The organism is Kitasatospora sp. NPDC101155, from assembly GCF_044768305.1.
GTDB lineage: Bacteria > Actinomycetota > Actinomycetes > Streptomycetales > Streptomycetaceae > Kitasatospora.
The window spans coordinates 369,677-392,584 of sequence record NZ_JBIWPN010000003.1; the positions used below are offsets into that span (position 1 = coordinate 369,677).

The window sequence follows — 22,908 nt, forward strand, 5'->3', positions numbered from 1 at the left end:
CCAGGAGAGTTGGCAGACGTCTGAAATGGCACTGCGATCTGGCGCGGAGTTGCCCCGACCTCGTGTTCCCGACGGTCGGTGGGCTCCCGGGGGCTCGACGCCCCCAGGGGCCCGCCCCCCGGTCAGCCCGCGAAGTGCTCGCGCAGGGCGGCCAGGCCGGAGGTGAAGACGCCGTGCACCCGGTCGGAGGACTCCTTGCGGTGCTCGGGCTCGATGTCGAAGGTGACGCTCCACTCCACGAAACTGGCGCCGAGCTCGGTCACCGGGGTGACCCGCAGGGTGGACCGGTAGTCGTCGAAGTGGAAGGTGCCGTCGGGGAAGCTGTACGTGTAGCTGCGGGCCTCGTCGTCGTAGGCGAGCAGCGTCTCGTGCAGCACCACGCCGTCGAGGTCGAAGATCCGGACCGCGCCGATCGCGTTGCCCGTCAGTTCGTTGCCGAGCCGGCTCGGCGGCAGGTGCGGGTGCCAGTCGCCGAGGCCGTGGAAGTCCCCGACCAGCTCCCACACCCGCTCGGCCGGAGCCGCCACCACCGTGCTGACCTTGATGCCCGCCATGCTCGTCACCGCCGTTTCTGACGCACCGTAAGGACGGGCACCATCCTCGGGCCGAAGGCGGGGTGGGCGCCAGAGGGCAGGCCGTAGGATCGTCGATCATGGACCTGAGAACCGGCCTGATCGCCGTGCCGCCCGGCCGTGTCACGCTCTCCGACCGTCGCACGCAGCGGAGTTGGAGTGTCGAGGTGGCCCCGTTCGAGCTGGCGCCCTGCCCGGTCACCCGCGAACAGTACGAGGGAGTCGCGGGCGGCCGCCGCCCCGCCCGCAGCGTCTCGTGGCTCGACGCCGTCCGCTGGTGCAACGAGCTCTCCGCGCGCGAAGGCCACCGGCCCGCCTACGAGTTGGACGGCGAGGACGTCGCCTGGGACCGCACCGCCGACGGCTACCGGCTGCCCACCGAGGCCGAGTGGGAGCACGCCTGCCGCGCCGGCACGGACGGGCCGCGCTACGGCCCGTTGGACGAGATCGCCTGGCACCGCGGCAACTCCGGCGAACGGCTGCACGAAGTCGGCGAGCTGCGGCCCAACGCCTTCGGGCTGTACGACCTGCTCGGCAACGTGTGGGAGTGGTGCTGGGAGCTCTACGACCCCGAGGTGTACGGCGGTTACCGCGTCCTGCGCGGCGGCGGCTGGTTCGACGAGCACTGGAGCTGCCGCGCCTCCGTCCGCCGCCGCAGCCACCCGACCCTGCGGATCGACGACGTGGGGTTCCGGCTCGCCCGGTCGACAGGCTCCTGATCCCGGAATCCAAACCCTCCGACCCCGGGTGCGGGACTCGCGCGCCGACTCGCGGGCCTCAGCCTGAGGAACGCTCAAACGATCTAGAACGTTGGCGCCTTCATGAACCCAGAGAAGATATTCCTCCGTCCGATAGCCGAAGCCGACCTCCCGGCCTTCGGTGAGCTGGTCAACGATCCCGAAGCGATGGGGGAGTTCCAGTGGTTCGGCTGGGCCGATCCCAACCGGTTCCGCCGCCGGTGGGCCGAGAACGGGCTGCTGGGCGACGACCAGTGGGTGTTCGCGGTCACCGCCGACGGCGAGTTCGTCGGCTTCGTCGCCGCCGCCCGGAAGGCCGCGCGGCCGACCGCCCCGTACTGGAGCATCGGCGTGCAACTGCTCCCGAAGGCGCGCGGGCGGGGGATCGGCACGCAGGCCCAACGGCTGCTGGTGGACTACCTGTTCGCGCACACGCCGGTGATGAGGCTGGAGGCGGACACCGACACCGGCAACCTCGCCGAGCAGCGTGCCCTGGAGAAGCTGGGCTTCACCCGTGAGGGTGTGCACCGGGCGATGCTCTTCCGGGACGGTGCCTGGCGCGACGCGGTCTACTACAGCCTGCTGCGCACTGACCCCCGGCCCTAAGTCCCTTTGCGGGCCTCGCCCTTGGGCGGGCGTGCCAAACAGTGGCGGGTTTCCGGCCGACCTCGCGCACGGGCGTTGACCGTTCGCCCCGAGCGGCGCTTGGCTCTTCCTCGGCCGGGCTCGGGGGGTGTTCGAGCCCGGCACCGTGATCAGTCATCAGGGGAGGATGATCCATGACCACCGCCCGTACCCGCCGCTGGTCGGCCCGCGCCGCCGCAGTCCTGGTGGCCGTCGTCGTGGCCGGCACCGCGATGCCGGCCGCCGAGGCCCGGCCGCCCAAGGGTGACACCGCCCGCGTCAGTGAAGGATCCAAGGGGGAGCAGCTCGACGGTAGCTCGTCCGCGCTCGGGCTGAGCGACGACGGCCGCTACGCGCTGTTCTCCTCGGCGGCGACCAACCTGCTGCCCCGGGAGGGCACCCCGAACACGGACGAGATCTACGTGCGGGACCTGCGCAACGGCCACGTCGAGCGGGTCAGTGTCGCCGACGACGGCTCCCGGCTGAACGCCCTGACCTCCGAGGCCTCGATCAGCGGCGACGGCCGGTACGTCGCGTTCAGTACCACCGTCACCAATGTGGTGCCCGACCAGCCCAAGCACCGCAGCGACATCTACGTCCGCGACCTCTGGACCGGCAGCACCGAGCTGGTCACCGAAGGCGGCCTGCCCAGCACCGACGACCAGAGCGGCCGCGACGCCATGAGCCCCTCGATCAGCGGGGACGGTCGCTACGTCGCCTACGTCTCCGACCGCACCGACCTCGCCCCCGGCACCGAGAACCGCGGCGAGAAGAACATCTACGTCACCGACCGCTGGACCCGGACCACCCGACTGGTCAGCGCCGGCCTGAACGGCCGGCCCGGCAACCGCGCCTCCTACTTCCCGACGATCAGCGCGGACGGCTCCACCATCGGCTTCGGCTCCATGGCGGGCAACCTGCTCTCGGCGGCCCCGGCCGACTCCACCGCCCCGGCCGACTCCACCGACGCGGGCCCCGCTGACGACACCGGCCCCGCCGACGACCCCGGCACCGCCGCCGACACCGGATCCGCACCCCAGGCCGGCTCCGCCAGGTTGGCGCCCCTGCCCCACTACCACCCCTACTACGTCTGGAAGGCCGACACCGGCCGGATCACCGTCGGCAGCCTGGACGACGCCGGGCGGACGGCCGGTGCCCGCCCCGACGCCCGGGTCAGCCCGGACGGCCGCTACGCGGTCTACAGCCTCGCGTCGCACGGCACCGGGGTGCCCGGCCACGGCGACACACAGATGAACGTGTACGTGCAGGAGCTGGCCACCGGCAAGGTCACCAGGGTCAGCACCAGCCTGCCGGGCACGATCCCGAACGGCAGCTCGTCCGCGGGCGTCATGACCGCCGACGACCGCTGGGTCTACTTCGAATCCGCCGCCGACAACCTGGTCCCCGGCGACACCAACCAGGTCACCGACGTGTTCCGTCGCGACCTGTCGACCGGGACGATCGAACGGGTCAGCCTCACCCGTGACGGCGAGCAGAGCAACACGACCGCCTACGGCCCCTACGTGGACGCCGCCGGTGACACGGCGATCTTCACCGCCCAGGACGGCAACCTGGTGCCGGGGGACACCAACCTCCAGTGGGACGTCTTACTGCGCCGCCTGTGAGGCTCTGACTCCCTCGGGGGAAACGCTCGTTGAGGAGTGAGGGGAGGGTGCGGCGTGGTGGGCCCGGTGGTCCGCCGTGTCAACCATGCCGCACCTGACTGCATGTCACAGTGCTGTCCTGGTCGTGTCCTGACGATTGTGACGCTGTGCATGCCACCAAAAGCCGTCGGCAGACCGTCCTGTGGTGTGTCCAAGCAGTCAGCACGCATCGTCATCGGGGAGCCGCCATGTCCATCCGTCACCGTCGTCCGCTGCTCGCTTCCGCCGTCCTCGTCGTCGGGGCGGGGCTCGCGTTGACCGCCTGCGGGCCCGACAACTCCGACTCGGCCGGCGGCTCGGCGCCCTCCGCGACCACCACGGTGGCCGCCCCGCCCTCGAAGGCGGGCGGGCCGGCCGCGCACCCCACCACCCGCACGTCGCCGAGCAGCGCCCAGTCCGACGGGGGGAGTGCCGGCTCCGCCGCCCGCCCGTGCGACATCCAGAACCTCTCGATCCACGTGACGGCCCGCGCCGGGGCCCCCAGCCAGTGGGTGATCGACGTGCACAACACCGGTGCGAGCGCCTGCAGTCTGAGTTCCACCCCGGGGGTCGACCTGGGCAACTCCGCCTCGCCCGACCAGAGCAAGAACATCAAGCCGGTGCTCGCCAGCGGCACCTCGCGCTTCGCGGTCCCGGCGGGCAAGAACGCCTACGCGGTGATCGACCTCGACCCGAGCGGCGCCACCACCGGCACCGCCCCCGGTATCAACGAACTCAACGTCCTGGCCGACCAGGAGGGCACCAACATGCCCCTCGCGAACACCCAGAACTTCCCGCTCCCCAGTGGCGTACACGTCCTGAACCCCCGGATGGGCCTCTACCGGGCCGGCGTGGCGGAAGCGGTCACCTCCATGACGGCCGCCCCCAAGTAGCCGTGACAAGTCGGCCGCCCGGCAAGGGGTTTTCAGCGCTCGCCGTCGAGCTCCGCGGCCGGGTCGTGGGCGCGCAGGTAGTGGGCGCCGGGGCCGGCCCGGCCGAGCCGGTCGTCGGCGTTGTGCAGGGCGCAGCGGGTGAGTGAGAGGCAGCCGCAGCCGATGCAGCCGGTGAGTCTGGCCTTGAGCCGTTCGAGTTCGGCGATCTGCTCGTCGATCCGGTCCTGCCAGGCGGTGGCGACCCGGTCCCATTCGGTGCCGCTGGGGGCGGGGCGTTCGGGCAGGCGGTCCAGGGCGTCGCGGGCCTCGTCGAGGGAGAGGCCGACCCGCTGGGCGGCGCGTACGAAGGCGATCCGGCGCAGCGTGCCGCGGGAGTAGCGGCGCTGGCCGCCGCTGGTGCGGGTGGCCTGGATCAGACCGAGGCTCTCGTAGTAGCGCAGCGCGGAGTGGGCGAGGCCGCTACGGGCGGAGAGCTGGCCGATGGTGAGCAGGTCGACCGGGCGCGGGCAGGCGGCGCGGGCGTCGTCGGATTTCGCCGTCATGGGTGCTCAGTGTAGCCGCTTGACTTCAAGTCCGCTTGAAGTTGCACGATCGTGGCATGACGACGAAGACGCAGGGCGGGACGACGCCGACGAGCACGGAGACCGCCGGTCGGGCCCGCTTCGAGGACCTCCAGGCGCTGATGGCGCTGATGACCGGTGACGAGAAGCACGACGTCGCGGCCACCTCCACGCTGGACGCGCTCTGGGTGCTGTACGACCGGGTGCTGCGGGTCGCCCCCGACACCGTCGAGGCGCCGGAGCGCGACCGCTTCCTGCTCTCCAAGGGCCACGGCCCGATGGCCTACTACGCGGTGCTGGCGGCCAAGGGCTTCATCGACCCCGCCGTCCTGCCGGGCTTCGGCGGCTACGACTCCCCGCTGGGCTACCACCCGGACCGCACCCTGCTGCCCGGCGTGGAGATCTCCTCCGGCTCGCTCGGCCACGGCCTGCCGCTGGCCGTCGGCACCGCGCTCGGCCTGCGGGCGCAGGGGCTGACCGATCCGGCGGTGTGGGTGCTGGTCGGTGACGCCGAGTTCGACGAGGGCTCCAACCACGAGGCGGTCGCCTTCGCCGGCGCGTACGGGCTGGACCGGCTGAACGTGGTGGTGATCGACAACTCCTCGGCCACCCACGGCTGGCAGGGCGGCATCGCCCAGCGGTTCGCGGCCGCGGGCTGGTCCACCGCGACAGTGGACGGCCGCGACCACGAGGCCCTGTACCGCGCCTACACCGCCGAGCACCCGGGTCGCCCGCACGTGGTGGTCGCCCGGGTGGAGCCGAAGACCACGGGCGAGCCGAAGAACGTCTGACCGCTCCCGCAAGCCAACCGACCCGCAGCGAAAGGCACTTCCCCGATGGACACCATGCGCGAGCGCTTCGTCGCCGTCACCACCCGCCTGCTGGACGAGGACCCCCGGCTGGCCGTCGTGCTGGCCGACATCACCGCCGCCGCCTTCGAGCCGGCCCACGAGTGCCACCCCGACCGGGTGGTCAACGTCGGCATCCGCGAGCAGCTGCTGATCGGCGCGGCCGGCGGCATGGCACTCAGCGGGATGCGCCCGATCGCCCACACCTTCGCCAGCTTCCTGGTGGAACGGCCCTTCGAGCAGCTCAAGTTGAGCCTGGTCCACCAGGGCGTCGGCGCCGTCCTGGTCAGTGCGGGCGGCTCCTACGACAACCCGGCGGCCGGCCGCACCCACATGTCCCCGGGTGACGTCGCCCTGCTGGACACCCTGCCGGACTGGACGGTGCACGTGCCGGGCCACCCGGACGAGGCCGAGCAACTGCTGACGCACGCCGTCGCGGACGGCGACCGCAATGTGTACGTTCGGCTCTCCAACCACCAGAACGCCGCGCCCGTCGCGGTCGAGCCGGGCCGCTTCACCACCGTGCGGACCGGTTCGCGCGGCGTGGTGCTCGCCGTCGGCCCGATGCTGGACGCGGTGCTGGCCGCCACCGAGGGCCTGGACGCCACCGTGCTCTACGCGGCGACGGTGCGCCCCTTCGACGCCGCCGGGCTGCGCGCCGCGGTCGGCGAGCGGGCGGACGTGGTGCTGGTGGAGCCGTACCTGGCGGGCACCTCGGCGAACGAGGCGCACGCGGCGCTGGCCGACCGCCCGCACCGGGTGCTGGCCCTGGGCGTGCCGCGCGAGGAGCACCGGCACTACGGCTCGATGGCGGAGCACCTGAGCGCCTACGGCCTGGACGCGCCCGCGCTGCGGGAGCGGATCGGCACCTTCCTCTGGTAGCTCAAACTTTGGTAGCTCAAACTTTGGTAGCTCAAACGCGTACGACTGCCACCGCGTCCGGCCCCAGCCGCACCATCGTCCCCTCCAGCGCCGCCGCCCCGAAGGCCGCCACCAGCTCCCGCCCCGCGGCCTCCAGCGGCAGCGCCGCCTCGGCCGTGCCGAGGTTGACCGCCACCCGGTACGGCCCCCGGTGCACCACCAGCCAGCCGGCCGCCTCCTCGAACGCGACCCGCACCGCGCCCAGGTCCGGGTCGGAAAGCTCCGGGCGCTCGCGCCGCAGCCGGAGCAACCGCCGGTACCAGCGGAGGAGTTCGGCGTGCGGGGCGCGCCTGGGCTCGGTCCAGTCGAGGACGGAGCGCAGCACGGTGGCCGGCTCCTGCGGGTCCGGGACGGCCTCGGCAGCCCAGCCGTGCTCGGCGAACTCCCGCCGCCGGCCCCGGCGGACGGCCTCCGCCAGGGCGGGGTCGGTGTGGTCGGTGAAGTACTGCCAGGGCGTCGCGGCGCCCCATTCCTCGCCCATGAACAGCATCGGGGTGAACGGTGAGGTGAGCACCAGGGCGGCGCCGCAGGCGAGCCGGCCGGTGGACACGGTGGTGGAGAGGCGGTCCCCGAGCGCCCGGTTGCCGACCTGGTCGTGGGTCTGCAGGTAGCCGAGCAGCCGGTGGCCCGCGCCCGGCGGGAACGGCCGTCCGTGGCTGCGCCCCCGGAAGGAGGACCAGGTGCCGTCGTGGAAGAACCCGCGCCGCAGCGTCTTCGCAACGGCGGCGAGCGGCGCGCGCGCGAAGTCCCCGTAGTAGCCGTGGGATTCGCCGGTGAGCGCGCAGTGCAGGGCGTGGTGGAAGTCGTCGCTCCACTGCGCGGTGAGGCCCTGGCCGCCGGCCTCGCGGGCGGCGGTGGTGCGCGGGGTGTTGCGGTCGGACTCGGCGACCAGGAACAGCGGCCGGTTGACGGCCACCGCCAACTTCTCGACTTCGGAGGAGAGTTCCTCCAGGAAGTGGACCGCCCGGTCGTCCGCGAGGGCGTGCACCGCGTCCAGCCGCAGGCCGTCGATCCGGTAGTCGCGCAGCCAGGTCAGCGCGCTGTCGATCAGGTAGCGGCGCACCTCGTCCGAGCCGGGGGCGTCCAGGTTGACCGCCGAGCCCCATGGGGTCTGGTGCCGCTCGGTGAAGTACGGGCCGTACAGCGGAAGGTAGTTGCCGGACGGGCCGAGGTGGTTGTGCACCACGTCCAGCACCACCCCGAGGCCCTTGCGGTGCGCGGCGTCCACGAAGCGCTTGAGCCCCTCGGGCCCGCCGTAGGGCTCGTGGACGGCCCACAGCGAGACCCCGTCGTAGCCCCAGCCGTGCTTGCCGGGGAACGGGCAGACCGGCATCAGCTCGACGAAGTCCACGCCCAGCTCGACCAGGTGGTCCAGGTGGTCGGCGGCGGCGTCGAAGGTGCCACGCGCGGTGAAGGTGCCGATGTGCAGCTCGTACAGCACCGAGCCGGCCAGCGGGCGGCCGCGCCAGCCGGTCTGCGACCAGCGGAAGGCGGCGTGGTCCACCGCCCGGCTGGGGCCGTCGGGGCCGTGCGGCTGGCGGGGCGAGCGCGGGTCGGGCAGCGGTGGGCCGCCGTCGAGGCGGAAGGCGTAGTCGCCCTCGGGGGCCTCGCCGGCCCACCAGCCGTCCCGGTCCGGACTGCGGGCCAACTCGTGGTCGAATCCGTTGATGCGGACGGTGACGCGGGAAGTCGCGAACGGCGCCCACACCTCGTAGTGCGGCATGCTCAGCCCCTCCTCGTCAGCAGCGCCACCGGGGCGTCCGCCAGCAGCTCCGCCACCGGCACCGCCCCGGCCGGGAAGGCGCGCAGCGTCAGCTCGTCCGTCCAGGCCCCGCCCGCGGGCAGCTCCAGGACGGTGTCCCGCCAGCCGCCCGCCCGGGCCAGCCCGTACGGCAGCCGGGTGACGGCGGTGATCACGTCCTCGCCGCGGGCGAAGGCCAGCAGGTGGTCGCTGGCGAGGTCCACGGCGGTCAGCGGGCGGTAGGCGCCGAGCGGGCGGGAGCGGCGCAGGTGCAGCGCGGTGACGGTCAGGTGCAGCTTCTCCCGGGCGAGGTCGCCGGGGCGGGCCGTGGCCGAGTCGGTGAGCCGCACGGCGAGCGCGCCGAGGTCGACCACGCCCCGGTTGTCCGGGTCCACCAGGGTGTACAGCGGTTCCTCGCTGCCCTGGTAGAGGTCGGGCACGCCCGGGATGGTCAGGTGCAGCAGCGCGGCGGCCAGGGTGTTGGCGCGGGCGTGGGGGGCGATCGCGTGCACCTGGCCCTCGATCCGGGGGAGCAGCCCGGGGTTGCCGTACACCGAGCGCGCCCGCCGCTCCAGGGCCTGTTCGTAGTCGGCGTCGGGGGTGGTCCAGGAGGTGTGCAGCTTGGCCTCGCGGGCGGCTTTGAGCAGGGCGGCGACCAGCCGGTCCGGGTCGATCGGCCAGGCGGCGACCAGGGTGTGCCAGAGCAGCCAGTCGGCGTCGCGGTCGAATCCGGGCCCGGCGGCGGTGGACCAGGCGGCGGCCTCGGCGGCCCAGGCGTCGGGCTGCTCGGCGAGGACGGCGAGTCGGGCCCGGGCGTCGGCGCTGCGCTTGGTGTCGTGGGTGGAGAGCGCGGTCATGCTGTGCGGCCAGGTGCGCTCCAGGTAGCGGCACCAGTCGTGGAACTCGGCCGGGTGCACCCCGGGCCGGGAGGGCTCGCCGCCGACCTCGTTGAGGCCGGGCAGCGCGTTCCAGCGGTAGAAGGCGGTGTCCTCGACGCCCTTGGCGGCCACCGCGGCGGCGGTCTGCGCGAAGCGGGCGCAGAACTCGTCCTTGTCCGGGCCGCGCCCCAGTTCGCCGAGGGCCAGCGCGGCCACCAGGCGCTCGGTCGGATCCTCGGAGCCGGTGGTTCGCAGCGGGTCGTCGAGGACGGGCTCCCCGGGGAGCGCGTAGGGCCGGTACGCCGGGTAGTCGCTGAGCAGCCGCCGCAGCGCGGCGCGCAGCTGCCAGGGCGGGTGGTCGGCGTGGGCGGGTTCGGCAGCACCGATCCGCAGCGCGATCCGCACCAGCCGCTCGACCTCGGCGGCCAGCTCGCCGCCGGGCCCGGTCATGTCGGCCCGGCCGCGCCGGGCGGCGGCGATCGCCGGGTGCGGGTCCTGGCAGGGGTCGCGGACCGGCCCGCCGTGCAGGAAGGACTCGTACGCGCCCGCGAGCCGGCAGGCGCCCGCGTGGTCGGTGAGCACGCCGTCGATCCGGCGCAGCGCGTCGTACCCGGTGGTGCCGGCCACCGGCCAGTCCTCGGGCAGCCGCTCCTCGCCGGTGAGGATCTTCTCGACCACTACGTACGCCCCGCCGGTGGTCCCCGACGCCCCGCCGGTGGCCGCTGCCAGGCGGCGCAGGTAGCCGCGCGGGTCGGCGAGTCCGTCCGGGTGGTCGATCCGGAAGCCGTCCAGGATGCCGTCGGCGTGCAGCCGCAGCAGCACCGCGTGGGTGACGGCGAAGACCTCGGGCTCCTCGACCCGGACGGCGATCAGCTCGTTGACGGTGAAGAAGCGCCGGTAGTTGAGCTCGGTGCGGGCGAGGCGCCACCAGGCGAGCCGGTACCACTGCCGGGCGAGCAGCTCGGTGAGCGGCAGGCCCGCGGTGCCCGGCCGCAGCGGCAGCTCGTGCCGGTGGTAGCGCAGCACCTCGCCGTCCACCGTCAGCTGGTCCAGCACGGCGCCGAGCCGGTCGCCCAGCAGCGGCAGCAGCACCCGCCCGCGCCCGGGGGCGTCGGTGGGGCCGGGCTGGGCGGCCCAGTCGATGTCGAACCAGCGCGCGTACGGCGAGTCGGGCCCGTCCCGCAGCACCTGCCAGAGCGGCCCGTTGAGCCGTTCGGGGACGGGTACGGCCATGTGGTTGGGCACCACGTCGGCGATCAGCCCCATTCCGTGCCGGTGCGCCTCGGCGGCCAGGGCGCGCAGTGCCGCCTCGCCGCCGAGCTGCTCGCTGATCCGGGTGTGGTCGACGGTGTCGTAGCCGTGGGTGGAGCCGGGGGCGGCCTCCAGCAGCGGGGACAGGTGCAGGTGGGAGACACCGAGGGCGGCCAGGTAGGGCACGGCGGCGGTGGCGTCACGCAGGGTGAAGCCCGGCTGGAGCTGGAGGCGGTACGAGGACGTGGGGACGGTGGCGGCCGGGCGGGGCTGCGCGGGCTCGGCGGCGGAGGTCATGTGTCCATAGGTACCCGGCCCGGCCCGCCGCCAAGACCCGCTGCTGGCCCGAACAGGTGAGCGCATCGGTGTGCACGTGCTAGGCGGGCCGCTGCAGCACCATCAGCGAGCGGTCGATGAGCCAGAGCGTGTCCCCGGCCTTGACCCTCGTCCCCGTGCCCGGGGCGGGCAGCCGGGGCTGGGCGGTGTCGACCACGACCTGCCACTCCTGCCCGTGGCCGGCCGGCACGGCGAACTCCAGCGGCTCGAAGTGGGCGTTGAACATCAGCAGGAAGGAGTCGTCGACGATCCGCCCGCCGCGCCGGTCCGGCTCGGAGATGGCGTAGCCGTTCAGGAAGACGGTCAGCGACTTGGCGTAGCTGGCGCCCCAGTTGCGCTTGGTCATCTCCTCCCCGGTGGGGGTGAACCAGGCGATGTCGGTGAGGTCGTCGTACCCGCCGGACGCGGAGACCGGCCGCCCGTGGAAGAACCGCCGCCGCCGGAACACCGGGTGGTCGCGGCGCAGCCAGATCATCCCCTGGGTGAACTCCAGCAGCCGCGCCTGCGGCCCGTCGCCCTCGGGCCAGTGCACCCAGGTGAGCTCGTTGTCCTGACAGTAGGCGTTGTTGTTGCCCAGCTGGGTGCGGCCGAGCTCGTCGCCGTGCGAGAGCATCGGCACGCCCTGGGAGAGCATCAGGGTGGCGATGAGGTTGCGCTGCTGGCGCGCGCGCAGCTCCTCGACGGCCGGGTCGGTGCTGGGGCCCTCGACGCCGCAGTTCCAGGAGCGGTTGAAGGATTCGCCGTCCCGGTTGTCCTCGCCGTTGGCCTGGTTGTGCTTGTCGTTGTAGGAGACCAGGTCGCGCAGGGTGAAACCGTCGTGGCAGGTCACGAAGTTGATGGAGGCGATCGGGCGGCGGCCGTCGTCCTGGTAGAGGTCGGAGGAGCCGGTGAGCCGGGAGCCGAACTCGGCGAGGGCGGCGTTCTCGCCGCGCCACAGGTCGCGCACGGTGTCCCGGTACATGCCGTTCCACTCCGTCCACAGCGGCGGGAAGTTGCCGACCTGGTAGCCGCCCTCGCCGAGGTCCCAGGGCTCGGCGATCAGCTTGGCCTGGGAGACCACCGGGTCCTGCTGGACCAGGTCGAAGAAGGAGGAGAGCCGGTCGACCTCGTGGAACTGCCGGGCGAGGGTGGCGGCGAGGTCGAAGCGGAAGCCGTCGACGTGCATCTCGGTGACCCAGTAGCGCAGCGAGTCCATGATCAGCTGGAGCACGTGGGGGCTGCGCATCAGCAGGCTGTTGCCGGTGCCGGTGGTGTCCTCGTAGAAGCGCTGGTCCTGGGCGAGCCGGTAGTAGGAGACGTTGTCCAGGCCGCGCAGGGAGAGCGTGGGCCCGAGGTGGTTGCCCTCGGCGGTGTGGTTGTAGACGACGTCGAGGATCACCTCGATCCCGGCCGCGTGCAGCGCCTTGACCATCGACTTGAACTCCTGCACCTGCTGGCCGCGGTCGCCGGTGGAGGAGTAGGAGGAGTGCGGGGCGAAGAAGCCGATCGTGTTGTAGCCCCAGTAGTTGGCCAGGCCGAGGTCGCGCAGCCGGTGGTCGCGGACGAACTGGTGCACCGGCATCAGCTCGATCGCGGTGACGCCGAGCTTGGCCAGGTGCTCGATCACCGCCGGGTGGGCCAGGCCCGCGTAGGTGCCGCGGATCTCCTCGGGGATGCCCGGGTGCAGTCTGGTGAGGCCCTTGACGTGGGCCTCGTAGATGACGGTGCGGTGGTAGTCGGTGCGCGGAGGGTGGTCGGTGCCCCAGTCGAAGTACGGGTTGATCACCACCGAGTGCATGGTGTGCGGGGCGGAGTCGAGGTCGTTGCGGCGCTCGGGGGCGCCGAAGTGGTAGCCGTAGACCGACTCGTCCCAGTCGATGTGCCCGCTCATCGCCTTGGCGTACGGGTCCAGCAGCAGTTTGGCGCTGTTGTGCCGCTGGCCCAGGCCCGGGTTGTACGGGCCGTGCACGCGGAAGCCGTAGCGCTGGCCGGGTTGGACGCCCGGGAGGTAGGCGTGCCGGACGAAGGCGTCCGTCTCGCGCAGTTCGACGGCGGTCTCGGAGCCGTCCTCGTCGATCAGGCACAGCTCGATCCGGTCGGCACTCTCGGAGAACACCGCGAAGTTGGTGCCGGCCCCGTCGTAGGTGGCGCCGAGGGGGTAGGGCTTACCGGGCCAGACCTGCATGAGTCCTCAACTTCCTTGCTGCCGACAGAAACTGACATCTAGTCCGACAATCAGCCCGGACCCGGACGCTCTCTTCCCGGCCGGGCGGCCGGGCATGTGCGGCGCTCGCGCGCCGTGACGCACGGCACAGCCCGCATACTTCCCGAGCCCTTCCCCGGCGGCCGGGAGACAGCACAGGGGTTCGCCCGAACGGGTGTCCAGCGCAGAATCGTGTGAAGAGTGACGGCAGCGCGTGGCGAATGCGCCCGGTGGTGCGCGGGGGCCCTCCGGCATCCGGCTGCGGGCGGATCGCGGCGAGCAGTACCCTTGATCGTCCGGCCGCCCGGGCGGACCATCGACGGTCCGTCAACGGTCCCCGTGTCCGCGGGGGTCGGCCGCAGCAACCAGATGAGGTGGCGCATGGTGTTCCCCGCCGGCGGCCGCGGCTCCGGGCCCGACGGCCCCGACCGGGGCGGTACCCGCAGCGAGGCGCCCACGGTGGTCATGCGTCCCACCCTGACCGGCCGCGCGCTGGTGCCCGCCCAGAGCGGCCCGGTCGAGGTTCCCGCCCTCGCCTGGTCCACCGGGGAGTGGGAGGACGCCTACCAGCGGGTACGGCTGTCCGGCCGCGCCTACGTCTGGCTCAACCTGGTCGAACAGCGGCTGCGCTCCCTGGTCGACGAGGTGCTGCACCCCATCTACGCCCCCGCCCACGGTGAGGACTGGGTCACCGCCGCCGCCGGACCGGCGGGCGAGGAGTGGGCCCACCGAGCCGGCGCCGTGCGCGAGGTCAGCCGCCGCAAGGGCTACCTGCTCGACCCGGCCGACGACGACCCGCTGGTCTTCCTCACCCTGCCCCAGCTGCGCGAACTGATGGTCCAGCACTGGCCCTGCTTCGAGCCGTACCTCGCCGACCGGCGCGAGATCGAACTCGCCCTGGACGAGCTGGAGGTGGCCCGGCACGTGGTCTCCCGCAACCGGGTGCTCACCCAGACCGTGCTGGCCCAGACCGAGCGCGCCGCCGCCCGGCTGCTCGCCGTCCTGGACGGCGGCGCGGGCGGGGTACCCGCCGACGTGGTGGAGTCCCTGGTCGCCGGGCGCTACGCGGACGTGGTTGCGGTGCACGCCGACCGGGTCCGGCTGCAGCGCGACCTGCCCGTGGAGGACCTGCTGGAGGGCGCCCGGCGCCTCGACGCGCTCGGCATCGGCCTCGGCATGCTCTGCCAGAACTACACCGGCAAGCGCCTGGTGCGCCTGGCCGGGGAGGGCTGCCGGGTCCGGCTGCTGTTCCTCAACCCGGCGAGCAGCGCGGTGCGCCGCCGCGAACGCGAACTCGGGCTCTCGCGCGGCGAGTTGTCCCGCTCGATCGAGATGAACATCATGCACGTGCGCCGGGTCCGGGCCCGGCTGCGCGACCAGGGCGGCTTCGAGATCCGGGTCTTCGACGAGACCCCGCGCTTCACCGCCTACCTGGTCGAGGGCCCCCGCCCCACCGGCCAGGTCGGCGGCCGCCGCCAGAGCCGCGACCTCGGCGTCATCCAGCCCTACCTGCGCCGCTCCCGGGGCATGGAGTCCCCGGCGCTGATCCTGCGCGGCGGCGCCGGCCAGCAGCCGGGCGGCACCGAGCCGGGGCTGCTGGAGGTCTACCGCGAGGAGTTCGAGGGGGTCTGGGCGGACTCCCGGTCCGTGTCCTGAGAAAGTGATGGTCGGAGCCCAGGCGCAGGTGGAACACTGCCCGCCGTGAACAGTCTCCCCGTCTGGACCCTGGAACCCGCGGGCCACAAGGACCTCGAAGCCGTAGTCGAGCTCAAGGCCCAGGTCATGCGCGCCGACCTGGAACGCCTCGGCCGCTGGGACCCGACCCGCTCCCGGGAGCGGGTGCGGAAGTCCTTCTCCACCCGGTACACGTCCGTGCTGCTGGTCGAGGGCGCCTTCGCGGGCTGCGTCACGATCCGCCCCGACGAGCAGGGCGGGCGCCACCTGGAGCTGTTCTACCTCGCCCCGCACCTCCAGGGCCGCGGCCTCGGCACCGCCGTCCTGCGCCACCTCCTCGCCGAGGCCGACGCCGCCCGGGAGCCGATGCGCCTGATCGTCCTTCAGGGCAGCGCCGCCCGGCGGCTGTACGAGCGGCACGGCTTCACCGTCGTCCACGAGGACCCGATCGACGTCTTCATGCTCCGGCAGCCGGCCCGATGACCCCCGACGGAGCCCGTGCCCACCTGTACGACCGCGCCGCGCTCTGGGCCATCGGTGAGCTGCGCGCCCGCGACATCGTCGACGCCGCCTGCGCGGCCCTGGTCACCGGACTGGACACCCCGGCCCTGCGCGTCCTGGCCGCCTGCACCTACCGGGCCTCGCGGCGACGGATCGGTCCCGTTCGATGACGGCCGGGACCGGCTTCGGCCGCGTGGTGAGCTCGGCGACCGTGTTCGTGTCCAGCGGGGGGCAGTGCTCATGGCCGCTCCTTCGCTCAGGTCCGAGGAGCGGCCCAGGGCGGCCGAGCCCGTGATCGGCTCCCCAGTGGGTCGGATTGTCGGTGGGGCGGGTGATGATAGGGGCTGTTTCGAGCGGCTGGACGGAAGGACACACCTGATGAGCTGGTGGCAGCAGCCACTGGTCGGCTTCGACCTGGAGACCACGGGCACCGACCCGGCCGTGGACCGCATCGTCACGGCCGCGCTCGTGGACACGGTCGGCGCCGAGCGGGTGGCGGCCGCACACTGGCTGCTCGACCCCGGGATTCCGATCCCCGCCGAGGCGGAGGCCATCCACGGGATCGGGGACGAGGTGGCCCGCGGCAAGGGGCGGCCGGCCAAGGAGGCGGTGGAGGAGATAGCCGCCGCGCTCTGCGAGCGGATCGCGGCCGGGCGGCCGGTCGTGGCGTTCAACGCGCCCTTCGACCTGTCGCTGCTCGACGCGGAGCTGCGCCGGTACGGGCTGGCGACGCTCGCGGAGCGCCTGGGCGGGCCGGTCGGGCCGGTGCTGGACGCGCTGGTGATCGACCGGACCGTGGACAAGTACCGCAAGGGCTCGCGCACCCTGCAACGGGTGTGCGAGGTGTACGGGGTGGAGCTGACGGACGCGCACGAGGCGGGCAGCGACGCGCTGGCCGCCGTACGGGTCGCCGTCGCGCTGGGCGGGCGTTACCCGGCCGAGGTGGGGGAGGTCGCGCCGGCCGAGCTGCACCGGCGGCAGATCGGCTGGTACCGGGAGTGGGCCGAGGGCCTGCAGGCCTGGCTGCGCCGCGGCAAGGACCCGCTGGCCGTGGTCGACCCGCGCTGGCCGTCCAGACCGTCGGACCTGCCGGACGTGGCCGGATGACGGAACGTGGCCGGATGACGGAACGCGGCCGGACGGCCGGACGCGGCCCGGTAGCCGTCCGGCCCGCCCGTCCCGACGACCTGCCCGGCTTCCTCGCCCTGGCCGCCGAGGTCGAGCACTGGTTCGGCCCGATGGTGGCCGAGCCCGGCTTCCACCGGGCCGTGCGCAAGTGCATCGACCGGGGGCTCGCGACGGTTGCGGAAGGGGACGGCGAAGGCCTGCTCGGCGGACTGCTGTTCGGCACCGACGGCACCACGCCCCCGCGGCACCACCTGCACTGGCTGGTGGTCGCCGACCGCGCCCGGGGCACCGGTCTCGGCCGCGCCCTGGTCGAGGACGCGCTGCGCCGCCACGTCCGCGCCCCGGCCGTCGTCGAGGTGGTGACCTTCGGGCCGGGCCACCCCGGCGAGGTGACCAGCGGCGCCCGGGTGTTCTACGAACGGCTGGGCTTCACCCCGGCCGAGGCCGCCGAACCCGGGCCGGAGGGCGGCACCCGCCAGGTCTACCGGCGCCACCTCGGCTGACCCCTACTGCAGGTCGAGCCCCACCGGATGCGCCACGTCCACCGGGCAGACGAACACGTGCAGTTCCCCGTGTCGTCCCACGGACAGGTCCGGGTCCCCGCCGCTCTCCACCGTCAGCAGGTGCGCCATCCGCTCGCCGCAGCGGCCGCAGTCGACCGCGATCAGGTCGGTGGAGTGCCAGGACGGCCAGCCGCCCAGCTTCCAGCCATCCGCCCGGCCCGGGTCGCGCTCGTACTCGAGGCCCTGCCTCGCCGCGAACTCCTCGACGGCACGGTTGAGTTCCCCGGGCAAATCGTCCCGGTCGGGCAGGTCGAGGACCTGCTCGGGGCGCAGCGCGCACGGCTGCGGCAGGTACTCCTCCTCGCTGCGCCGGGGCGGCGGGGGAGTGGCGGGGGCGAGGTCGGCGGCGCGCTGCCAGCGCAGTTCGACGGCGGGGCCGTAGTAGAACCGTTCGCCCTGGATGTCGTCGTGGTCGTTGGGGCACCAGAGCACCTGGAGCCGGTCGGTGCCCTCCGGCCAGGGCAGGTGCGGGGCGTCCTCGACGCGCAGGTGGGCGAGGGGGACCAGGGCCGTCGCGGCGGCGGGCTCCTCGGTGACCTTCCGGGGGAACCCGTACTCGTCCTCCGGGTGACCGGCGGCGCAGTGCGGCCAGGGCTCGCCGACCGGCCACAGCGCCGGGCCGCCGATCCGGCCGCCGCGCGGGTCGGCGTCGGGCGCGGCGTACGGGTGCAGCAGGGTGGCGGGCCGCAGGTAGCGGGCGAGGGCGGGTACGGCGGCGACGAGTTCGGCGGCGCTGAGCGGGGTGTCGGTCACGCCGCCCCACTCTAGGGTGCGTTTTCGCGGCCCGGGACGGCGGCCCCAGTCCGGGTGGACGTCATGTGCGGCCCGGTGCAGGGGAGTTGGGCGTTTGCTGCCGCTTCCGTGCCGTGATGCCGGTGCGACGGCGGGCGGTACACCTGCCCGCCGCCCGCCGGGTGAACGCGGGGGACCCCGACTGCCTTACGACGCCGGGAGGTCGAAGGTGTACCCCTGGGCGACCAGCCACGGCAGCAGCTGCTTGAGCGCGGCCACGGTCTGGCTGCGGTCGCCGCCGCCGTCGTGCATCAGTATCACGCCGCCGGGCTTGAGCTGGCTCTGCACGGTGGAGACGATCGCGGGCACGCCTGGGCGGGACCAGTCGCGCGGGTCGACGGACCAGCCGAGCGAGGACATCCCGAGGCTCGCGGTGATGTGCTCGTTGTCCGCGTTGAAGCCGCCGCCGGGGGCGCGGAACCAGCTGATCCGGGTGCCCGGCCCGCCGGCCTGGACGATCATGTCCCGGGCGCTGGTGATCTCGTGCACCGCCTTGTCGTGCGGGAGCTTCTCGAAGGGCTGGGGGTGGTCGAGGCTGTGGTCGCAGAGCCGGTGGCCCTCGGCGAGGATCCGCTTGACCAGGGCCGGGTTGGCGGCGGCGTTCTGGCCGATCTCGCAGAAGGTGGCCTTGACGTGGTACTGGGCGAGCAGGTCGAGGATCTGGGGGGTGGCGGGGCCGGGGCCGTCGTCGAAGGTGAGCGCGACGGTACGGCCGCCGGAGGCGGTGGAGCCGATGACCTTGTCCGGCCCGGTGTGGGCGGGCGGCGCGGCGGCCGGCGCGGCGGGCGAGGAGGGGGCCGCGTCGGCGGAGGGCTGCCCCGGGGTCCTGGTCTGCGCTGCCGGTGCCACCGGGGTCTTGGACTTCGGGGCGACCGGCGGCGCCGCCGCCGGGCCGGAGCCGTCCGCGGCGTCCGAGGCGTCTGGGCTGGGGGTGGGCGCGATGGTGGCGGCGCCCGTGCCGGTCGGCTGCTGCGGCGTGTCACCGGAGGACGGGGCGGAGGCGCTGGTCGACTGCAGCGCTCCGCTGGCGGTGCCGCACGCGGTCAGGCCCAGGAGGGCGGCCACCGCGACGCAGCCCGCGATCAGGCTGCTGCGGCCACGGGTCGGGCGGGTCGGGTGGGAGGGGCGACGGGCGGCGGCCGTGGGCATGGCGCGGCTCCTGAGGGACGAGAAGGGGGGCCGATTCCTCGGTCAGGACGACTGTCCGATCAGACGCCAACCGTACGTGCCCCGGTTGCGCGCCGGACCGATCCGCCTTAAGAGCCTTCTCACACTCGCCCGGGTTGGCACCCGGCCCTCAGCCGGGGTATCCCCGCACCGTCAGAACGGGTACCACCGCACCTCGGCGGCCCCCTCGCGGAGCGAGTCGACCCGGCGTCGGAACTCCGCCAGCGCGGCCGGGTTGCCCGCCGCCTGCTGCGCGACCCAGGAGGCGCTGGCGGTCTCCCGGGCCCCGCGCAGCACCGCGAAGCCGGGCCAGTCGCGCACGTCCCAGCCGTACGCGGTGGTGAACGCCCGGTACTCCTCGCCCGGCACGCCGTACCGGTCGTGGCTGAGCGCGAGGACCACCAGGTCGTGCTCGCGCAGGTCGTGCGAGACGTTCTCCAGGTCGAGCAGCACCGGCCCGTCCGGGCCGACGTGGACGTTGCGCGGCAGCGCGTCGCCGTGGATCACCCCGGGGTGCAGCTGCGGCACCAGGTCGGGCAGGGCGGCCTCGAAGGCGTCCCGGCGGTGGCGCAGGAAGGCGACGTCCTCGGGGTCGACTTGGCCCTCGGCGGAGGCCAGCCAGCGCTCCACCGGCGCCAGCAGGTCGCGCTGCCCGAGCCGGAAGGGCGGCAGCGGCAGCCGGTGCAGGGCGCGCAGCAGCGGGGCGAGGTCGGCCGGGCGGGCCGGGCGTACGGCGGGGGCGAGCCGGTGCCAGAAGGTGACCGGGTGCCCGTGGGCGAGCTGCGGCTCGGACGCCACCTCCTGGTACGGGCGCACCACCGGGACGTCCTGCCCGGCCAGCCAGTGCGCGACGGCCAGCTCGCGGTGCGCCCGGTCGTACAGCTCGGGGCCGCGGCCGACCTTGGCGACCACGGCCGGGTCGCCGAGGTCGAAGACGGCGTTCTCGCCGAGCGCGAGCAGCCGGGCGTCGCCGGGGCCGGGCAGTCCGGCGGACTCGCAGGCGTGGGCGAGCAGCAGCCGGGCGCGGCCCTCGTCGAAGGGGATCATGGCTGGGCTCCGTTCCGCCGGCGGGTGTCCGGAGGGCTCCGGACGGTGATCATCATGACGCACGGACGCCGGGCCCCGCGCGGTGCGGCGGCCCGGCGTCCGTGCGACGTCGGTGCGGGGGCCTCAGGCCTCGACCCGGCGGTGCCGGGGGCCGTCCGCGGGCGCGGCCGGCTGCTCCTGCAGGGCGCGCCCGGCGCCGACCGGCGGGAAGGACTCGCCGTGCGAGAGGTCCGGCAGCCAGGCCAGCCAGCGCGGCAGGTACCAGTTGCGCTCGCCGAGCAGGCTCATCACCGAGGGCAGCAGCACCGCGCGGATCACCGTGGCGTCGATGAGCACCGCGACCGCCAGGCCCACGCCCATCTGCTTCATCGCCTGCATGGACAGGGTGCCGAAGACCGCGAACACCGCCACCATGATCACCGCGGCGCTGGTGACCACCCCGGCCGTGGAGCGGATGCCGTGGGCGATCGCGGCCTGGGTCGGCAGTCCGCGGTCACGGCCCTCCTTGATCCGGGAGACCACGAAGACGTGGTAGTCCATCGAGAGTCCGAAGAGGATCACGAAGAGGAACAGCGGCACCCAGGACTCCACCGCGCCGACCCCGGCGGTGCCCAGCAGCGAGGCGCCCACGCCGTGCTGGAAGACCAGGGTCAGGACCCCGTACGCGGCGCCCACCGAGAGCAGGTTGAGCACCACGGCGGTGAGGGCGACGGCCAGCGAGCGGAAGGAGGTGAGCATCAGCAGGAAGGCGAAGGCGACCACGAAGCCGAAGACCAGCGGCATCGAGCCGGTCATCTTGGCGTTGAAGTCGTAGGAGCCGGCGGTGCGGCCGGTGACCGGGGCCTCGGTGCCGGGCACCTTGAGGACGGTCGCGGGCACCAGGTCCTCGCGCAGGGTCTTCAGCGCGGCGTTGCTGACGGCGTCGTTGCCGGTGCCGTCGAGGGGGATGTCGACGGTGGCGATGTTCTTGTCGGCGTGCACCGTGACCTCGACAGGCCCGTGCATCCGTCCGCTGGCCAGGGCCCGGTTCCGCAGGTCGGCGATCGCGGCGGTCATCGCGGGGGAGGAGATGTCGGCGGCCTTGATCACCACGGTGGCGGGGGCGGGGCTGCCGGGGAAGGCGGCCTCGATCTTCTGCGAGGCGGCGACCAGCTCGTTGCCCGCGGGCAGCTGCTGCTGGAAGGTCAGGTTGGCGGTGTGCATGGTGAGCAGCGGCGCGGCCAGGCCCAGCAGCGCGGCCCCGGCGAGCACGGTGGAGGCCAGCGGGCGGCCCAGCACCGGGGTGAGCACCGCGTTCCAGAACCGCCCGCCGGTGCGGACGGCGTCGGGGCGGCGCAGCCTGGCGAGGAGGGGCACCCGGCCCTTCTCGACCCGGTCGCCGAGCATGGACAGCAGCGCGGGCAGCACGGTGAGCGAGCCGAGCACGGCGGTGATCACGACCACGATGGTGGCGTAGGCCATCGCCCGGAAGTCGGCGATCCCGGTGAGGAACATGCCGGCCATGGCGACCACCACGGTGACGCCGGAGACCAGGACGGCCCGGCCGCTGGTGGCGGCGGCGACGGTCAGCGCGGTGGCCGCGTCGCGTCCGGCGGCCCGCTCCTCGCGCTCGCGGCGCAGGTAGAAGAGGCAGTAGTCGACGCCGACGGCGAGGCCGACCAGCAGCATCACCGAGCTGGCGTCGTTGCTGGTGTGCAGCAGGCCGCTGCTGAGCGCGACCAGCCCGCCGGCCGCGACGAAGGCGGTCAGCGCGAGCACCACCGGCAGCACGGCGGCGACCAGTGCGCCGAAGGCGATCAGCAGGATGCCGAGCGCCAGCGGCACGGCCGTCCACTCGGCGCGGGCGAAGTCGTTCTTGAACTGGTCCTGGATCCACTTGCCGGAGCTGGCGTCGCCCAGCTCGACCACGGTGAGGTCCGGGTGCTGCCGCTGCACCCCGGCGACCGCGTCCATGACGGACCGGACGTCGTTGACCGCCTGGTCCTGGTCTCCCTTGAGGGTGAGCAGGACGAGCACGGAGTGGCCGTCCCGGGAGACCGCCTTGGTGTCGTACGGGGAGCGGACCTCGGCGGCCTTGCCGGTACCGTCGACGGCGGCGACCACCTGGGAGACGACGGCCTTGAAGTCCGGGTCGTCGGCACCGCGGGTGGCGCTCTGGACCAGGACGGTCTCGCCGGCGGGGCTCTTCAGTCCGGCCTGGTCGAGGATCTTCGCGGCGCGGGAGACCTGGCCGGGCATCGACTCGGACTCGGTCACCTCGGTGCTGCCGTGCAGGCCGCCGAGCACGGTGGCCAGGACGACGAAGAGCAGCCAGCCGAAGACGGCGGTCTTTCTGTGTCGGGCGCTCCAGGCGCCCATCGCGGCGGCAGTGCCGATTCTGGTCTTCACGGGATCCCCCTGGGAGAGCGGCGGTCGACGCCGAGGTGAGCGGCGGCGGCCCGATCGCCTCGACCGCCGGAGAAGGTGCCCGCCGGATACCGCTCCGGCGTCGCAACTGACACTAGGGAAGCGGCGGTTGGGCGGTAATCCGGCTGGCGGGTGAGTGCGCCCTGGGGCCCGCCTCGGGGGCGGGGTGGGGTTTTCCCTACCTCGCGACCCTGACGCCTCCTCCTTGGAGGTAGGGGACGGGCTCCACCCTGAGGGGGAGATGTCTCCACCCGGAGCACGAGGTCAACCGGGGTACGGTCGGGAGAAACTGGGTCGGGGCCGGTTCGGGGCGGCCCCGTACGGGGGTTGGATTACGGGGGCACCTTGCCGGGCGGCAAGCACGTACTCGTAGGATGACGCCCAGTCCCACTTACCTGCCGACCGGCTAGTGGCGCCTCACGCGCTCGCGGCGCCGGTCCTGCC

General features: G+C 73.6%; 20 protein-coding genes. 11 read left to right on the plus strand and 9 right to left on the minus strand.

The genetic code is table 11. The features are described from left to right. Window positions 1-122: 122 nt before the first annotated feature. Complete coding sequence (locus ACIRYZ_RS06410; RefSeq protein WP_402940553.1) at window positions 123-554, minus strand: SRPBCC family protein; 432 nt, start codon at window positions 552-554, stop codon at window positions 123-125. A 98-nt stretch (window positions 555-652) separates the two neighbouring features. On the opposite strand from ACIRYZ_RS06410, the gene ACIRYZ_RS06415 reads away from it, so the two are divergent. The 4 genes from ACIRYZ_RS06415 to ACIRYZ_RS06430 all read left to right on the plus strand — a co-directional run bounded on the left by ACIRYZ_RS06415 (window position 653) and on the right by ACIRYZ_RS06430 (window position 4,469). Further along, window positions 653-1,291, plus strand: a complete 639-nt coding sequence (locus ACIRYZ_RS06415; protein WP_402940287.1) for a formylglycine-generating enzyme family protein — start codon at window positions 653-655, stop codon at window positions 1,289-1,291. Between the two features lie 102 nt (window positions 1,292-1,393). Beyond that, window positions 1,394-1,915: a GNAT family N-acetyltransferase gene (locus ACIRYZ_RS06420; protein ID WP_402940290.1), complete on the plus strand. Its 522-nt coding sequence runs from the start codon at window positions 1,394-1,396 to the stop codon at window positions 1,913-1,915. A 173-nt stretch (window positions 1,916-2,088) separates the two neighbouring features. After that, complete coding sequence (locus tag ACIRYZ_RS06425; RefSeq protein WP_402940292.1) at window positions 2,089-3,558, plus strand: hypothetical protein; 1,470 nt, start codon at window positions 2,089-2,091, stop codon at window positions 3,556-3,558. 227 nt (window positions 3,559-3,785) lie between these two features. Then, on the plus strand, window positions 3,786-4,469 hold the full coding sequence (locus tag ACIRYZ_RS06430; protein WP_402940295.1) for a DUF4232 domain-containing protein: 684 nt from the start codon (window positions 3,786-3,788) through the stop codon (window positions 4,467-4,469). 32 nt (window positions 4,470-4,501) lie between these two features. On the opposite strand, the gene soxR is transcribed toward ACIRYZ_RS06430, so the two are convergent. Then, window positions 4,502-5,011 (minus strand): redox-sensitive transcriptional activator SoxR, encoded by a 510-nt coding sequence (gene soxR, locus ACIRYZ_RS06435; protein ID WP_393028022.1) that lies wholly within the window; start codon window positions 5,009-5,011, stop codon window positions 4,502-4,504. Window positions 5,012-5,151: 140 nt separating this feature from the next. Between soxR and ACIRYZ_RS06440 the strand changes: the two genes are divergently transcribed. Beyond that, on the plus strand, window positions 5,152-5,820 hold the full coding sequence (locus tag ACIRYZ_RS06440) for a thiamine pyrophosphate-dependent enzyme (RefSeq protein ID WP_402940556.1): 669 nt from the start codon (window positions 5,152-5,154) through the stop codon (window positions 5,818-5,820). Window positions 5,821-5,865: 45 nt separating this feature from the next. Next, window positions 5,866-6,759 (plus strand): transketolase family protein, encoded by an 894-nt coding sequence (locus ACIRYZ_RS06445; RefSeq protein ID WP_402940299.1) that lies wholly within the window; start codon window positions 5,866-5,868, stop codon window positions 6,757-6,759. A 31-nt stretch (window positions 6,760-6,790) separates the two neighbouring features. Here the strand turns inward: ACIRYZ_RS06445 and treZ are convergent, their stop codons facing one another. From treZ to glgX, 3 genes are all read right to left on the minus strand, one after another. Continuing rightward, on the minus strand, window positions 6,791-8,521 hold the full coding sequence (gene treZ, locus ACIRYZ_RS06450) for a malto-oligosyltrehalose trehalohydrolase (RefSeq protein WP_402940301.1): 1,731 nt from the start codon (window positions 8,519-8,521) through the stop codon (window positions 6,791-6,793). A 2-nt stretch (window positions 8,522-8,523) separates the two neighbouring features. Beyond that, entirely contained in the window at window positions 8,524-10,965 is a 2,442-nt protein-coding gene (treY, locus tag ACIRYZ_RS06455) for a malto-oligosyltrehalose synthase (protein WP_402940304.1), read from the minus strand. A 79-nt stretch (window positions 10,966-11,044) separates the two neighbouring features. Further along, window positions 11,045-13,168, minus strand: coding sequence for a glycogen debranching protein GlgX (gene glgX, locus ACIRYZ_RS06460; RefSeq protein ID WP_402940306.1), 2,124 nt, complete (start codon window positions 13,166-13,168; stop codon window positions 11,045-11,047). A 399-nt stretch (window positions 13,169-13,567) separates the two neighbouring features. Here glgX and ACIRYZ_RS06465 point away from each other — a divergent pair, with 399 nt between their 5' ends. The 5 genes from ACIRYZ_RS06465 to ACIRYZ_RS06485 all read left to right on the plus strand — a co-directional run bounded on the left by ACIRYZ_RS06465 (window position 13,568) and on the right by ACIRYZ_RS06485 (window position 16,992). Then, on the plus strand, window positions 13,568-14,842 hold the full coding sequence (locus tag ACIRYZ_RS06465; protein WP_402940309.1) for an SAV2148 family HEPN domain-containing protein: 1,275 nt from the start codon (window positions 13,568-13,570) through the stop codon (window positions 14,840-14,842). A gap of 45 nt (window positions 14,843-14,887) precedes the next feature. Beyond that, complete coding sequence (locus tag ACIRYZ_RS06470; protein ID WP_402940312.1) at window positions 14,888-15,343, plus strand: GNAT family N-acetyltransferase; 456 nt, start codon at window positions 14,888-14,890, stop codon at window positions 15,341-15,343. Next, window positions 15,340-15,531: a hypothetical protein gene (locus tag ACIRYZ_RS06475; RefSeq protein ID WP_402940315.1), complete on the plus strand. Its 192-nt coding sequence runs from the start codon at window positions 15,340-15,342 to the stop codon at window positions 15,529-15,531. Before ACIRYZ_RS06470 ends, ACIRYZ_RS06475 begins: the two co-directional genes overlap by 4 nt. Window positions 15,532-15,739: 208 nt before the next feature. After that, window positions 15,740-16,468 carry an exonuclease domain-containing protein gene (locus ACIRYZ_RS06480; RefSeq protein ID WP_402940318.1) on the plus strand — a complete coding sequence of 243 codons (729 nt, stop codon included), beginning with the start codon at window positions 15,740-15,742 and terminating at the stop codon, window positions 16,466-16,468. Between the two features lie 14 nt (window positions 16,469-16,482). After that, window positions 16,483-16,992, plus strand: coding sequence for a GNAT family N-acetyltransferase (locus ACIRYZ_RS06485; RefSeq protein ID WP_402940320.1), 510 nt, complete (start codon window positions 16,483-16,485; stop codon window positions 16,990-16,992). A 3-nt stretch (window positions 16,993-16,995) separates the two neighbouring features. Here ACIRYZ_RS06485 and ACIRYZ_RS06490 read toward each other — a convergent pair whose 3' ends face one another. The 4 genes from ACIRYZ_RS06490 to ACIRYZ_RS06505 all read right to left on the minus strand — a co-directional run bounded on the left by ACIRYZ_RS06490 (window position 16,996) and on the right by ACIRYZ_RS06505 (window position 22,416). Continuing rightward, window positions 16,996-17,805 (minus strand): DUF1963 domain-containing protein, encoded by an 810-nt coding sequence (locus ACIRYZ_RS06490; protein ID WP_402940323.1) that lies wholly within the window; start codon window positions 17,803-17,805, stop codon window positions 16,996-16,998. A 186-nt stretch (window positions 17,806-17,991) separates the two neighbouring features. Next, entirely contained in the window at window positions 17,992-18,993 is a 1,002-nt protein-coding gene (locus ACIRYZ_RS06495) for a polysaccharide deacetylase family protein (RefSeq protein WP_402940326.1), read from the minus strand. Between the two features lie 171 nt (window positions 18,994-19,164). Next, entirely contained in the window at window positions 19,165-20,058 is an 894-nt protein-coding gene (locus ACIRYZ_RS06500) for a phosphotransferase enzyme family protein (protein WP_402940329.1), read from the minus strand. Window positions 20,059-20,181: 123 nt separating this feature from the next. Continuing rightward, entirely contained in the window at window positions 20,182-22,416 is a 2,235-nt protein-coding gene (locus tag ACIRYZ_RS06505; RefSeq protein WP_402940558.1) for an MMPL family transporter, read from the minus strand. Between the last annotated feature and the right edge of the window lie 492 nt (window positions 22,417-22,908).